Genomic DNA, 13,428 nt, shown 5'->3' on the forward strand with positions numbered 1-13,428 from the left:
CCGTCACCCCCAGGTTCCGTTGGGCCGGTAGCCGTAGGCGATGAGTTCCTCCAGGCAGGCTATGGGGGCGTGCGGTACGACCTGGCCGTCGGGCGTCTCGGCGAAGACCTCGCTGGACAGCACCCGGCCGTCGACGCCGTTCACCTCGCGGACGGAGGTGACCACGCGCTGGAGGCGGCCGCCGCTCTGGAAGTTGTTGCGCCGCTGGATGAAGACGACGAAGTTCACCGCGCCGGCCACCAGCATCTGGCTGGCCTCGATCGGCAGCCGCTCCGACGCCTGGAGGGCGTAGGTGGAGATGCGGTTGAAGACCTCGTGCGAGCTGTTGGCGTGGATCGTGGAGAGCGAGCCGTCGTTGCCCTGCGACATGGCGTTCAGCATGGTCACGATCTCGTCGCCGAGCACCTCGCCGACGATGACGCGGGAGGGGTTCATACGGAGGCTGCGGCGGACCAGTTCCGCCATGCCGATCGTGCCCTGGCCCTCGGAGTTGGGCAGCCGTTCCTCGAACGCGACCACGTTGGGGTGCAGGTCGGGGAAGGTGTCGAGGCCGAGCTCCAGCGCGCGCTCGACCGTGATCAGGCGCTCGTGCGGCGGGATCTCGTTGGCGAGGGCGCGCAGCAGCGTCGTCTTCCCGGCGTTGGTCGCACCGGCGATCATGATGTTCTTGCGGGCGCGCACCGCGCAGGCCAGGAAGTGGCCCAGCTCGGGGGCGAGGGTTCCGTTGCCGACCAGGTCGGAGATGAAGACCTTGCCCATGCGGGCGCGACGGATGGAGAGCGCGGGGCGCCGGGCGACGTCCATGACCGCCGACAGTCGCGAACCGTCCGGCAGCCGCAGGTCGAGCTGCGGGTTGGCGGAGTCGAAGGGGCGGGACGAGAGGCCCGAGTACGCGCCGAGGATCTGGATCAGCTCGATGAGTTCCTCATCGGTCTCGGCGACCGGCTCGCCGCGCGTCTCGCGCCCGTCGGAGTAGCCGACGAAGACGTGGTCGCAGCCGTTGATGTCGATGTTCTCGACCTCGGGGTCGTCGAGCAGCGGCTGGAGCCGCCCCACGCCGAACAGCGCGGCGTGCACCGCGGCGGCGTACGCCTCCTCCGTCTCCGCGTCCAGCGGCGTACGCCCGGCGTTGATCTCGGCGCGGGCGTACTCCTCCAGGATCTGGGCTATGACCGCGCGGGCGTAGTGCCGTTCGTCCTCGGTGGACATCGGCGTGACGCCGGCGGCCTGGTCCTGGCGGCGCTGCTCGGCGATGCGGTCGCCGGCGTCCTGCCGGAACCGCTTGACCAACGAGTGGTCGACAGCGGTCATCGGCCGGCCCCCGCGTGGCCGGGCATGCCGGTGCCGGCGGGGCCGTCGTGTCCGGCGGGGTGGTGGCCGGCGGAGTGGTGTCCGGCGGGTCCGGTGGGCATCGACCAGGCGGCGCCGAACTGCTGGTACAGGTCCGACGTGACCTTGCGTGCCGAGCGGATGAGCAGCGACTTCTCCAGCCGCCCGCGCCTGCGCCCGGCCAACTGGTCCGCGCCGGCCGGGTCGTCGGCGATCGTGCCGACCACGCGGGCGCCGGTCTGGGCGTGCACGAGCATGTCGTTGACCTGGCCGGACAGCTTGGCGGCGTTGTTCGTGTCGGCGACGAGGACGACGCCGATCAGCGGCATGCCCGCGTTCGCGGCGCCGCGCGCTCCGCCGTGCAGTTTGTTGGAGAGGGCGGCGGCGCGGTCGCGCACGCGGGCGATGGCCTCCGGCTCGGTGCGGGAGAGCAGGAGGACGAGCGCGGCGTGCTGGAACAGCTCCGTCGCCGGGCTGTCCCCGCTGATACGGCCGCAGTCGGCGATGACGTCGGCCGGCGCGTTCGGGGAGTCGGCGAGGGAGGCGAAGGCCCGGCCGAGGGTGGGCCACAGCCCGGCGAGCCCGGCGGCCTGCTCGGAGATGCCGAGCCCGACGAGGACTTCGAGGCCGCCGCTCAGGGGCTGTACGTGGTCCCAGAGCTGGTCGGGTACGAGGCCGCGGCGCGCGGTGGCGGCGATCGACAGCATGCCGGTGTTCGGGTTCAGCGGACCGCCGTGCGCGGCGGCGGACCGGTACACCAGGTCGCCGCCGGCCGGATCGGTCTCGGCCAGCAGGACACGGCGCGGCCAGACCGCCGCGAGGGCGACGGCCGCGGTGGTGACGCCGGGGGAACCCTTGTCGGCGGCCAGTGCGATGAGGGCCATGGGATGGGGGTCGCCTTCTAGTTGCCGGGGATCAGGACGACGGCGACCTCACCGGCGGACGCGGCCTGCGCGACGGCGGAGGCGTCGTCGGCGTCGACGGTCAGCGTGGCGGCCTGGCTGGTGCTCGCGAGGCCGTCGCCACCGGCGGCCGGCGCGGACTCGACCACGGCACGCTCGACCAGCAGGGAGTTGTCGCCGCCGGCCGAACCGGAGGCACCGCCCTCCTGGCCGGTGTTGCCGGCGGCCTTGCTGCCGACGCGGTAGACGGCGACGTTGTCGCCCGCGTCGAGGCCGGACGGGAACTGCCCCTCCTTGAGGGACACGCCGACCGTCGCCTTGCCCTGTTCCATGTCGGCCTTCTTGGCGAACATCTCACCGACGACGACCGTGCCCGTGTAGAGCCTGGACTTCGCCTGGAGCTCCATCAGCCCCGCACGCTGCTCCCACGGCACGAAGTTGGCACCGGAGTCGTCGTTCACCATGACGACCTTGATGTTGTTCTTGTTGATGGACTCACCGGGCTTGATGTCGGCCGTGATCTGGATCGCCTCGACCCGGTCGCCGACGCGCAGGACGAGCATCGTCGCCCCGAGCGCGCCCAGCAGGATCAGCAGCACCGCCAACGCGGCGAGCGCGGGTTTGCGCTCGCGAGGAGGGCTGGGAAGCCGGTCACCGACCGAAGGCTGAGCCGGAGCCGCGGAACGCCCCGCGCCCGCCCCCGTACGCTCCTGGATCTTCACGCAACCGCTCCCCGTACGACCAAGAATTCGTCTGCCACGTTCACACCCGAGCCGGGACGGCCCAAGTACGCAGAATCATCTGCAAATTCGGACACTCCACCCGCGTCCACCCGACCGGTGACGCCCCGGGACATCCCCTCACACACCCGTCCTACCTGGGCGAATGGCCAGCAGGGAGGCGGGTGTCAAGCCATCGCACCGTATCAGCCACACATAAGCCCCTCAAGGCGTCGCCACCCCCCGCCCCACCACCCCGAACACCGTTATTCATCTGCAACTCCACGTCCACGAAACCCCCTTGAGCGCAGCGCCGGAAACCACGCCTCCGCTGTGCGCATGCGAATCCACGCCCGCCGCGAACGAACACCGTCCGCGTGCCCTTCGTCACGGTGCGCCCATCAGGCCTGCACGATTCACTCACGAGGGAGCGGACCGGTCATGCCATGATCTTCGCTCGGATCGGTGACGGGGCGAGCACGGAGAGATCACGGGGGCGTCGGTGGGCCTTCTTCCGGTATGAGGGGCGATGGCGGGCGCGCGGGTGCCGGAGCTCTCCTTCGAACTGCGGAAGCCGGCGGACGAGGCCTAGCCCCCGACCCTCCACCGCCCCCCACTCCCCCACATCAAGGAGCCCCCGATGAACCCCGCCACGAAGGCCACCGCTCTCTCCGCCCTGTCCCTGCTTGCTCTGGCCGCGCTCACGGCGTGTGGTGGGGATTCCGGTTCGGACGGGGACCCGACCGCCGGGAAGCCGGAGGCGGCCACGTCCGGGGCTGCGCAGCCCTCGCCGGCGGAGCGCCTGGCCAAGACGATGGTCACGGAGCCGGAGGTCGGCGGGCTCAAGGTGGAGAAGACGGACGAGAAGTTCCTGTTCGCCCAGTCCCCCGACGAGGTGACCACGGACAAGCCCGGCTGCGCGCCGCTGGCGCTCGCAGTGCTGTTCGTGGCGGCGGGAAGGAGCGCGTGGCTGGGGCGGTGGGTGCGGTTCCAGACGGTGGAACTGCCAAGGGGGGCGCTCGCCTGAGTCACTGCTGCCTCCGGCCCCCCGGCACCACTACCGAGCGGCGCGACTCTTCCCCTTGCCCTTCTTGCGCAGCTTCCGCAGGCGCTCCCGCTCCCGCGCACGACGCTCTTCGCCGGCGGCGCGGCGCCACCGGTAGCAGAGAAGCCCCACCCCACCGGCGCATCAGGCAACGCCATACTCCCGATCCCACCTGCTCTGCCGCACGCCGCCCCAGGTGCCCATCACTACGGCCGCGCCGAAGAGCGACGCGAGCAGCGTCCCGTCGGAACCGCTGTCCCTGTCCCCGGTGTCCTCGGTCGGACCGGCGATGCCTTCGGGGTCGTACCGGACGCGCATCTCGTGCCCCTCCTCCACCCAGTCCTCGCAGCCGTCGCCCTCCGCAAGGGAGGGCGATATGGCCCACCCGTCGGTCGAGCGAAGGCGGCAGTAGTTGGTGCCACTGTCGTCCATGTCGACGACCACTGCCTCGGTCCACCGGCCCCGGTCGGCCAGCGCGACCTCTCCGCCGGCTTCGGTACCGAAGACACCCATGGCGACCCCTGCGGTCAACGGCACGATGAGCTGCCATGCGAGCTTCCGCTTCTTGCGCGGCACCCGCCGCAACGTGAGCATAGGAACCAGCACGGAGGCGAACGGGAGCACGAAGACCGCGAGCAGGCCCGCCGGTGCGCGCACCCAGGAGGGAAGCGGCACGACGGGCCCCAGCCAGGCGAGCCCCAACGAGCCGCCGGCGCATACGAGACTGAACAACAGCCAACGGATCCAGTCCACGCGCCACCACGTGAGCGGTCTGGTACCGGTGTGGGCTATGTCGTCTGCCACGTGTTCCCTCTCGACTCAGTTCGCTCTGGCGAAACCGGCAACCTCGCGGATACCGTCAGTAGCCAAGACCGTACTTCTGTCTCACGGGGAGTTCACTGTGAAGCGCCGCTCTTTGCCCGTTGCTGCCGCGCTCGCCGCCTCAGCAGCCCTGCTGCTGACGGCCTGCGGCAGTTCGGATGACAGCTCCAAGGCCAACGACGAGATCCCCGGTGCGGATACGGCGGAGTCTGGAGCGGCGTCAACCCCGTCTACCCCTTCGGGCGATACCCCGGCCCGACCGGACATGAAGCTGCCGGGAGATGTCAAAGAGACTTTCGAGGGCTGGAAGACCGGAGACCCCCTTGAGGATGCCGCCTTGGCGGATGCTGGACGATCGCAGACTGCGGTGACGTACGCCGTCACCCAAGGCGACCCAGATGTCCCTGCCCTCAGCTTCTACCAGGCCAAGACGGCGCTCGCCGGCAGCCAGGACTGGGTGAAGGGCATCGTCGACGCCGGTCTCACGTACTCCGGTTCAGTGCGCTACTACGCCCCGAACATCAATGTGTTCGACAAAGAGTCCGCCGGGGTCGTCTACTGCGCCGACGAGAGCGGTGCCTACAACAAGAACCGCAAGACGAACAAGGTGGACAAGGCTCCCGCAACGGACCAGTCCTACGTGCTGTACAGCACACGTTTGGAGAAGAACGGCGAAGGTGTCTGGCAGACGACGAAGCTGGAATCCGAGCGGGGCAACAAGAAGTGCATCCGATGAGGACGCGCCGCCGATGGCTTACGGCGAGCGCAGCAGCCGGGGTGATCGCGTTGGCCCCGAGTACGGCGTTCGCCTGGGGCACACCCGGTGAGTCGAACGGTCAGAGAGCAGAGACCAGCGGCGCCAGCAGCAACGACAGCATCAGCTCCAAGGTCACCTTCCGCGGCTCCGTGGCCAGTTCCTCGGGGCAAGGCTCAGGAAGCCTGAAGCCGGTCGGTAACTGGACCCCGCCCGCGTGCTGGTACGAGCCGCGGTCTGCCGAGGAGTTCTCGAAGTACATCGAGGACATGTACGAAACCACCGTCAATGCTCCCGGGCAGCACAGCTACGCCAAGACCAGTGCCGGCGAGACGCGGGAAAAGTACAAGGACGGTAAGTACAAGAACTACAACCTCGACCAGAAGAACGAGGGCAACTGGTGGGTTGCCGTGCAGGACGAGGACCGGTGGATGGAACCGGAGGCGCAGGTGTGCGACGAGGAGCCCTTCTGGGCGGAGAACGGTACCGCTCCACCGGTCGAGAACGCCGTCACCCCAGAGGTGCTGGCCGAGCTCGCCTACAACCGCATACAGCTGCCGACCACGAAGGTGACGCTCGCTCCTGCCGACACCACCAAGGTCAATCTGCCTACGTGGGCCTGGCTCGACAAGACCAGGTTCGACGCGGTGTCCGTCACGGCCTCGCTTGACGCGGGCGCCCTGAACATCGAGGCCACCACCACAGCGACCCCCGTAGCCCTGAAACTGGAGCCGGGCACTGAGGACGCAGAAACCTATCCCACTTCCGGCGAGTGCACGATCAGCGGCGACGGGTCGATCGGCGAACCGTATGCCAAGGGCAAGGCCGACCAGACCCCGCCCTGCGGCCTCAAGTACCTCCGCTCATCCGGCGAAGGCACCTTCGACCTCCAGGCCACCATCACCTGGGAGATCGCCTGGACGGGCAGCGGCGGCGCGGGCGGCGACCTGCCGGACGGCACGTTCGGGACCACGCAGGCCATCACGGTCCAGGAGATCCAGGCGGTCAACCGCTGAGAACGGGGGCAGGGCGGTTCCCTCTCCGCTGGTACAGACAGCCGCCAAGCCCCCGGCGCTCGTTCGCTGACCGAGAGGGCGTCGTCAGAAGCTCACGGTCAGCGTCTCGGCGATACCGGCCGCAGCTTCCTCCATCTCCTCTGACAACCCTGGCACAGTCCAGGACACGAGCAGCATCACCGCGGCTTCGGCGCCGTCCGGCAGAACTCCGTATGTCAGCGTCTCCATGAGGATCCCCGGACTGCGACGTGCACGAGGAGTCGCGGCGAAGTTCTGCCGGATGCGAACGGCGGGGCCGATCGGCAGGCGGGTGCGGGAAATCCGCGGGGGACCGTAATCGTCGGCGCTGAAGGTTTCCGCCAGCCAGTCGAGGGTGATCTCCGGGACCGTTTCGTCGGGATGGATCAGGTCGACTTCCAGGATGGCGAGGGCGGCGTCGAAACCATCGGGATAGAGAGCAAAAGCGTAGAAGGGCTCGCGACTGCGGCTGTCCTCGGCCCGGGACCGCAGATCCTTCCGCAGAGCCGCCCTGTCGATGTCATAGCCCGCCGCCTCCCCACGCTTCCGCAGCTCCGCCGCGGTGGCCTTGGACCAGCTCCGGACATCATCCGACGGCTCGACCGGGAGCCCCACCCAGTCGGTTGGGACCACAATGCCGCATTCGCGAATGTCACTCATCGTTCCCCTCACCATCCACCCATGTCAGTGACCCAGCCACCGCGTCGAAGAGCTCGATCATGGCGTCGGCGATCTGCACCAGCGGCGTGGAGAAGGTCATGAGCAGGTGGGCACTCGTCGCCGGTACCGGCAGCTGATAGTCGAGCGTGACCGACGGCAGCGACTCCTCGGTCTTCCCGGGCATCCCGGCCGGCGGCGCATGGCCAGGCCCGCCCGTTGCACGGCGAACGCGCAGGGCTGCCCCGGCGGCGAGTTGGACGACCTCTCCTTCGCCCTGCCTGGCTGACGCCAGCGAAGCGGCGATGTCCTCAAGGCTGAGAGTGCCGGCGCTGTTCGGGGCCGGCAAGAAAGTGATCAGAAGGGAGGCGGGAATCGTCAGGGGCCCTGCTTGCTGGAGGCTGAGGTACAGCTCGACTCCGCCCTCGCGGAAGGCGGCGGCGGCCTGAGCCAGCAAATCCTGTCGCAGTTGCCGCTTGATATGGGGGGCGTTGTCCGTTCCCTCGAAGCGGCGGTTCACCAAGGCATCGACCGAACGTTCACGCCGTTCGGGCTCGATGTCCAGACGGAACCACCCCTCGGGCATGAGCAGTCGGTAATCGGAGGGCGGCGCCGCCTGGCTGCCGGGTGGCGTGGTCACTGGTGCTCCGTTGTCATCGACTCGCTTCACGTCTCGCCCTACGCAGCCGCGGGGGTTCTGTCGTACGAGACGCGGCTGATCAGCGCACCGGCTGTGGCGGGCCCCAGAGACAGCAAGATGGTCAGAGCGGACAGCACGCCGGCGGCAAACATCGGCGCCTCTTCGCTCAGGAGCCCTACCAGCAGCAGGGCGCTGAAGACCGGAAGGATCATCGCTTCGTTCGCACCGACGACCGAGCCGTACCAGCCGACCTGCTTACGAGCTGCCTTACCCTCCATGGCCGACATTCGGCGTGCATCCCCCGCGAGTGCGTGACCCTGCCACCAGGGTTGCGCTGGTCCTGACCGCCGATACTTCTCGTCCGAGGACGGCACTCCCAGCGCCGCCACCAATGCCGCCCAGCCATCGCTGCCCCCCGGGCCCGCGAACCAGAACCGCCACGGCAGCAGTGCCCGCGCCTCACCTTCCGCGTCCCTTACCTCGACACCGAGCGGTTCCCCCGTCGAGGCGTCGACCAATCGCACCAGCTGCGCCACTCCGTGCGGGCCGGTACGCCCGAGCCAGCGTTCCTCACCGAGCGCGTTGGTCAGAACGAATTCACGAGGGAGCACGCTGAGTGACGCCGTGCGCAGAAATCGTCGCGTTCCGCCGCTCCCGGCTTCCGGAGAAGGCTTGATCTCCGCTTCCTCGACACGGCGATCATGCTGCCTGTTGCGCCACCACGCACCGATGCGTACTACCGCATCGGCTGCCGGCAGCAGGAAGAGAGCTCCCGCGGCAACCGTCATGGCCCAGCTGAGGTCGACAGCGAAGCCAACGACCAGAGCAACGAACCATCCGAAGACGCCGACACCTCTGGCCCAGGTGTGCCACCGGGGCAGTTCTCCATAGAACGCCCTGGCAGGCATGTCGCCCTGGCCATCGTCCGGTACCCCGGAGGCAGTGAGTGGCTGCGGACTCTCCGCCAGCGGAATGCCAAGTCTCTCGACGAGTTCGCGCAGCCCCGTGCGGCTGAGGCACTTGTGGGGTCGCAGGTCCAGGGCGCCTACGCTCCTCGCCTCTGGAAGCCACCCCGCGAGGGGTACGTGCAGGATGTCTCGCCCGTTCTCATCCTCAAGGGCCAGGACACCCCAGCGATCCGCAGGGCGCTTCTGCACGATCCCGGAAAGGTCTTTGGGCAGGTAGAAGACCGCGCGCCGAATGCCGCCTGCACCAACGGCATACCTGCGCTCCCGGCGTCGGGGGTCCCGTACGACCAGGTTCGGTCCGTCGGCATAGAGCCGGGCCCGGCGTACGACGTGAGTGCCATGGGGCGGCATGCCTCCCGGGCGTACCACAGGCTCGTCCGGCTTTCGCGCCGCATCACCTCGTCCTGGCAGCTCAGACATCACTCGTCCCCTCGCCCATGACTCGCCTCATTCACCCGTCACTCGTCGTCGTGGCGTCCTTGACCCCCGTGGCCGACCAGACTCCGTCATCCAGCCCTTGTATCCCGGCATGATCGCCGATCCAGCCGGTGATCTCACCCTTGTCCAGAGCGTCGGTGGCCGACGCCACGGCGGTAGAGCCCGCCCAGATGCGAGTCTGCGTCTGGAGGACGTCTGCCGCTCCGGTGACCGCGCTCTCAGCCCGCAGGGCATCGGACATCTGGTCGATCCCCTTGGCCGCGTCGCTGATGCCCGGGTCGCCCAGCCTGGCCCCAGCCCATGTGTCCGCTTGTCCGAGCTTACGAACATTGCTCCAGCTCAAATCCTTGACACCCTTGAGGCCGTCGATCGAATCCCGGTAGATCAGCTTCGGATTGAAGGCGTCCACCACGCGTTGGGCTCCGGGGAACCACCCCTTCGGCGCCTTGGCAGCAGCCTCGGCGGCGGCCTTTCCCCGTATACCGCCGCCACTGGCGGCGTTGGCCTTCTTCCATGCCTGATTCACAGCCTTGTTCCAGGCGGCGGAGCCGCGCTTCGCCTTGACCCCTTGCATGAAGCCCTTGTAGGCGGCCGTCCGTCCAACGCTCTGTGCCGCGGCCGATGCCCCCTTGGCTCCCGCGAGGGCGGCACGGCCTATGCCGAGAGTCGCCAGTCCGACGACGTCGAGGGCGACGTCGAACCAACTGCCCTTCCCGGCCAGCGCCAGCAGGGTGTGCCCCACAAGGGACACCAGGGTGGCCGCCAAGGCGATGGTGCCGAGGATTCCCGCGAGTGCCTGTCCGATGACCGGGATCCACCCGACCATGAGCGCCAAGGTGCCGCAGATGGTGGAGATCCAACCCGTAACTTTGAGGACCTTCTCGATCCAGCCGGAGTTGTCGTTCACCCAGTCCTTGAACTTGTCCCAGGTGCCGTCCTTCAACCCATCGTTCTCGATGGCGTAACTGATGGACTCCCGGGCCCGCTTGGCAGCTGCGTCCCGAACATCCTTGGCGGCCTCCAGGGCCTTCCTGGCCCGCTCCACCGCAGAAGCCGCCTCGTCCTGGCGCTTGTCCAGCTTCTTGCGTTCAGGATCGTCGTCAGCCGTGTCCTGGGGCAGTCTGTCGATTGCTACCCCGCTCGCCTTGCGCTCGCGGTCTGCCTCCTGCGCGTCACGCAAGGCCTTGTCAGCCATCTTCTGTGCGCGATGAAGTTCCGAGGCGTACTCGGTGGAGCACCCGCCTTCCATCACCTTCTCGCCCAGAGCATCCGCCGCGGCGTCATAACGCTTGTACGCCTTGCGCAGCTTCCCCTCGGCCTCTTCGGCCTGACTGCGGAACTCCTCGGCCGCTTTGCTCTTCCATGCCTCAACCGATGAGAGCGCTTTAATCTCTTCGGCTTGCTTTCTAATGGATTCTGCCGTTTTCCGCAGATCCCTGCCGAGTTTGGCTACCTCGTCCGGATCACCGGGGATGGGGTCCCCGGACTCTCCAACGACCGCCCACTCGTCAGCTCCGGGACGCGTCACTTGGCCTCCCCGTCGCCGCCGGGCTTCTTCTTGTCGGTCCCCCGGAGAGCCTCGGCAAGCTGATGGTCGATGTCCTCGTATGCCTTGGCCGCCGTGGAGAGGATCTTGGACAGCTTCTCCAGTTCCTCCATGAGACGCTCACGATGGATCTTCCAGTTGTCGCCGAACTCGTCGAAGACCTTGACCAGCCCTTGGTCACCCAACGTGCTCACACCCAGCCCCTCCGCCGGGTTCGCCCGGTTCGTGAAGTCCCGGTGGATCTTGGAGAGAGCACTGCCGCTCTCCTTGATGCGCTGCACATCTGCAGTCTGGTCCGACATCGGCTCCCCCTGTGGCGCACGCTCGAGTCCAGCTGGGTACGACCCTCGCACCACCCCCGCCGGCGACTGAATGCCTACACAGCCACGTGGCGGCCCGTCAAGAATCCCAGGCGACGTCCGCGGCGCCGGCGCCAACGACAGCAGAGACAGCCCATTTCGCCCTACGACGACGTCCGCGAGCACTGCCGGCCCTGCTCCGGAGATGTACGCACAACCCGGCTCGTAAGAGCGAACGTTCTTCCACGATCGGCGCTGTCGCGGCCACACCTCCCGCGCCACCCACGGCGTCGTCTGCGACGCGGTCCCTGGCCCTTCCACCGCACCTAGCGTGTCCTGGGTACCGCTCCAACAGGCGTGCCATGTCCGCAATCACCCATGCAGTCCCAATTGGCACGATTCTCCGCACAGTTCGCTCTGGCGAAACCGGCAACCTCGCGGATACCGTCAGTAGCCAAGACCGTACTTCTGTCTCACGGGGAGTTCACTGTGAAGCGCCGCTCTTTGCCCGTTGCTGCCGCGCTCGCCGCCTCAGCAGCCCTGCTGCTGACGGCCTGCGGGGGCGGGGATGACAAGTCCAGCGACAACGACAAGATCGCGGGGGCAGACCAGGGAACGGAGACACCCAAGGAATCGGCCAAGCCCTCGGGAGCAGGGGCGACCGACAAGCCGGACGGCGTGGACGTGTCCCTTCCGAAGGATATGAACCTGGTCTTCGACTGGGACAAGCCGGAGAACAAGGACGAAGCGGCGGCGATGGAGGGCGCGGCGAACTTCTTCCGCGCCATCTACCGGGGCGTCGACAAGCGCACGTCCGAGGACGCCGCCGTAATCGCCTACTCGACAGGCGAAGGACTGCATTACGCGAAGACCCAGATCGACAGCCGAGTGGAGGGTGGTTGGACCGCTACCGGCACCCGCCGCCACTACGAGGCCACTACCCGTTCCGCGCCGAACGGCGCGTCAGTAGAGATTGCGACCTGCGTCGATTCCAGCAAGTTCTACGGGAAGGAAGTCGAGACTCAGAAGGTCCTGAAGAGCGAACCCAGCATCGCCGACTACGACCACTTCAGGATCGTCATGACCAAGTACCCCACGAGTGAGAACCTGTGGCAGGCATCCAAGGTGTTCGTCGAGACGAAGGCGGAGCAGTGCCGGTGACCAGGTCGCGACGTGCGGCGGTCAACAAGGGTGCTGCCGTACTGACACTTGCCGGCTGCCTGGTGACCCTCGCGGGGCCGGCCTACTCGGCAGAGCCGACAGGGAACGGCCAAGGCTCCTCCACCGACCAGAGCGCCGGCACCGAAGGCACCGACATCTACGCCTCCGCTCGCGTTCAGTACTCCGGATCGGTCGCCCCCGACGGCGGTACAGGAAACGTGACGTCCTCCGACGTCAACTGGGAACCACCACCCTGCTGGTACGCCCCCGCCTTCGGCGCCAAGGCCTTCAAGAAGAAAATGTCCGCGGAACTGGACAAGGCCACAAGCTCCCCCGGTATGGCCGGGCACGCAGGTTCGGCGATCGGACAGACGAAGGCTCACTACGAAGACGAATTGGGCTGGGGAGACAACCCCGGCTACAAGGACTACAACGTCGCCAAGGACGGCGAGGGCATGTTCTGGTCCGGCGTCGAGAACCCCAACGAGCCCGACATCCTCAAGAGGGGCGCCTGCACCGATCTCCCCTTCTGGGTCGACAACGGCGAGGCACCTCCGCCTCGGCACGAGCAGGCCATCACACCGGAAATCCTGGCCGCCCTCGCCTACCAGCACATGCAGCTCCCCGACACCAAGGTCAGTCTCGCCCCCGAGCAGACCACCAAGGTGAACCTGCCGACCTGGGCGTGGCTCGACAAGGCCGTCTTCGACGAGGTCCAGGCCACAGCCGCGATCAATGTTCCCGGCTTCGCCCTCACGGCGACGACCACCGCGAAACCGGTGTCGCTGAGGCTGGAGCCCGGCACTCCGGACGCCGAGACCTACCCGGCGTCAGGCGAGTGCGCCATCGGCACCGACGGCTCGATCGGCGAGCCCTACGCCAAGGGCAAGGCCGACCAGACCCCGCCCTGCGGCCTCAAGTACCTCCGCTCATCCGGCGAAGGCACCTTCGACCTCCAGGCCACCATCACCTGGGAGATCGCCTGGACGGGCAGCGGCGGCGCGGGGGGCGATCTGCCGGACGGCACGTTCGGGACCACGCAGGCCATCACGGTCCAGGAGATCCAGGCAGTCAATCGCTGATGAGAGCGAGACCCGTGATGGCCGAGTCGGCC

14 protein-coding genes are annotated in these 13,428 nt (G+C 67.9%); 5 read left to right on the forward strand and 9 right to left on the reverse strand.

Annotated features, from left to right (window positions below):
* Positions 1-3: 3 nt before the first annotated feature.
* The 3 genes from IE108_RS19755 to IE108_RS19765 are packed head-to-tail and all read right to left on the reverse strand — an operon-like array spanning position 4 to position 2,953.
* The gene (locus tag IE108_RS19755) at positions 4-1,311 is read right to left on the reverse strand and encodes a TadA family conjugal transfer-associated ATPase (RefSeq protein ID WP_064729236.1); all 1,308 of its coding nucleotides are present in this window, start codon (positions 1,309-1,311) and stop codon (positions 4-6) included.
* Positions 1,308-2,213: a hypothetical protein gene (locus IE108_RS19760; protein ID WP_064729235.1), complete on the reverse strand. Its 906-nt coding sequence runs from the start codon at positions 2,211-2,213 to the stop codon at positions 1,308-1,310. The genes IE108_RS19755 and IE108_RS19760 overlap by 4 nt, the downstream gene beginning before the upstream one ends.
* 17 nt (positions 2,214-2,230) lie before the next feature.
* Positions 2,231-2,953 (reverse strand): hypothetical protein, encoded by a 723-nt coding sequence (locus IE108_RS19765; protein WP_064729234.1) that lies wholly within the window; start codon positions 2,951-2,953, stop codon positions 2,231-2,233.
* A 637-nt stretch (positions 2,954-3,590) separates the two neighbouring features.
* Here IE108_RS19765 and IE108_RS19770 point away from each other — a divergent pair.
* Positions 3,591-3,977 carry a hypothetical protein gene (locus tag IE108_RS19770; RefSeq protein WP_064729233.1) on the forward strand — a complete coding sequence of 129 codons (387 nt, stop codon included), beginning with the start codon at positions 3,591-3,593 and terminating at the stop codon, positions 3,975-3,977.
* A 162-nt stretch (positions 3,978-4,139) separates the two neighbouring features.
* Here the strand turns inward: IE108_RS19770 and IE108_RS19775 are convergent, their stop codons facing one another.
* A complete protein-coding gene (locus tag IE108_RS19775) occupies positions 4,140-4,748 on the reverse strand; it encodes a hypothetical protein (RefSeq protein WP_229852166.1) in 609 nt (202 codons plus the stop codon).
* 148 nt (positions 4,749-4,896) lie between these two features.
* Here IE108_RS19775 and IE108_RS19780 point away from each other — a divergent pair, with 148 nt between their 5' ends.
* Together IE108_RS19780 and IE108_RS19785 are read left to right on the forward strand one after the other, a co-directional pair.
* Positions 4,897-5,553: a hypothetical protein gene (locus tag IE108_RS19780; RefSeq protein ID WP_064729232.1), complete on the forward strand. Its 657-nt coding sequence runs from the start codon at positions 4,897-4,899 to the stop codon at positions 5,551-5,553.
* Positions 5,550-6,587: a hypothetical protein gene (locus tag IE108_RS19785; protein WP_064729231.1), complete on the forward strand. Its 1,038-nt coding sequence runs from the start codon at positions 5,550-5,552 to the stop codon at positions 6,585-6,587. The genes IE108_RS19780 and IE108_RS19785 overlap by 4 nt, the downstream gene beginning before the upstream one ends.
* 84 nt (positions 6,588-6,671) lie before the next feature.
* Here IE108_RS19785 and IE108_RS19790 read toward each other — a convergent pair whose 3' ends face one another.
* The 5 genes from IE108_RS19790 to IE108_RS19810 are packed head-to-tail and all read right to left on the reverse strand — an operon-like array spanning position 6,672 to position 11,135.
* Positions 6,672-7,265 (reverse strand): hypothetical protein, encoded by a 594-nt coding sequence (locus tag IE108_RS19790; protein ID WP_064729229.1) that lies wholly within the window; start codon positions 7,263-7,265, stop codon positions 6,672-6,674.
* On the reverse strand, positions 7,258-7,902 hold the full coding sequence (locus IE108_RS19795; protein ID WP_229852167.1) for a hypothetical protein: 645 nt from the start codon (positions 7,900-7,902) through the stop codon (positions 7,258-7,260). The genes IE108_RS19790 and IE108_RS19795 overlap by 8 nt, the downstream gene beginning before the upstream one ends.
* A gap of 38 nt (positions 7,903-7,940) precedes the next feature.
* Positions 7,941-9,290, reverse strand: a complete 1,350-nt coding sequence (locus IE108_RS19800) for a hypothetical protein (protein ID WP_159394620.1) — start codon at positions 9,288-9,290, stop codon at positions 7,941-7,943.
* A 31-nt stretch (positions 9,291-9,321) separates the two neighbouring features.
* Positions 9,322-10,836, reverse strand: a complete 1,515-nt coding sequence (locus IE108_RS19805) for a putative T7SS-secreted protein (RefSeq protein WP_064729226.1) — start codon at positions 10,834-10,836, stop codon at positions 9,322-9,324.
* Positions 10,833-11,135 carry a hypothetical protein gene (locus IE108_RS19810; RefSeq protein ID WP_229852168.1) on the reverse strand — a complete coding sequence of 101 codons (303 nt, stop codon included), beginning with the start codon at positions 11,133-11,135 and terminating at the stop codon, positions 10,833-10,835. The genes IE108_RS19805 and IE108_RS19810 overlap by 4 nt, the downstream gene beginning before the upstream one ends.
* Positions 11,136-11,642: 507 nt before the next feature.
* Here IE108_RS19810 and IE108_RS19815 point away from each other — a divergent pair.
* On the forward strand, positions 11,643-12,314 hold the full coding sequence (locus tag IE108_RS19815; RefSeq protein ID WP_189397710.1) for a hypothetical protein: 672 nt from the start codon (positions 11,643-11,645) through the stop codon (positions 12,312-12,314).
* Complete coding sequence (locus tag IE108_RS19820) at positions 12,311-13,396, forward strand: hypothetical protein (protein WP_064731906.1); 1,086 nt, start codon at positions 12,311-12,313, stop codon at positions 13,394-13,396. The genes IE108_RS19815 and IE108_RS19820 overlap by 4 nt, the downstream gene beginning before the upstream one ends.
* The last annotated feature ends 32 nt before the right edge of the window (positions 13,397-13,428 follow it).

The organism is Streptomyces parvulus, assembly GCF_014648855.1.
Lineage (GTDB): Bacteria > Actinomycetota > Actinomycetes > Streptomycetales > Streptomycetaceae > Streptomyces > Streptomyces parvulus.

What these genes read in the sequence shown, in the direction of transcription:
- IE108_RS19755 (WP_064729236.1), bottom strand. Translation starts at nt 1,311, where the DNA reads ATGACCGCTGTCGACCACTCGTTGGTCAAGCGGTTCCGGCAGGACGCC.
- IE108_RS19800 (WP_159394620.1), bottom strand. Translation starts at nt 9,290, where the DNA reads ATGTCTGAGCTGCCAGGACGAGGTGATGCGGCGCGAAAGCCGGACGAG.
- IE108_RS19790 (WP_064729229.1), bottom strand. Translation starts at nt 7,265, where the DNA reads ATGAGTGACATTCGCGAATGCGGCATTGTGGTCCCAACCGACTGGGTG.
- IE108_RS19770 (WP_064729233.1), top strand. Translation starts at nt 3,591, where the DNA reads ATGAACCCCGCCACGAAGGCCACCGCTCTCTCCGCCCTGTCCCTGCTT.
- IE108_RS19785 (WP_064729231.1), top strand. Translation starts at nt 5,550, where the DNA reads ATGAGGACGCGCCGCCGATGGCTTACGGCGAGCGCAGCAGCCGGGGTG.
- IE108_RS19760 (WP_064729235.1), bottom strand. Translation starts at nt 2,213, where the DNA reads ATGGCCCTCATCGCACTGGCCGCCGACAAGGGTTCCCCCGGCGTCACC.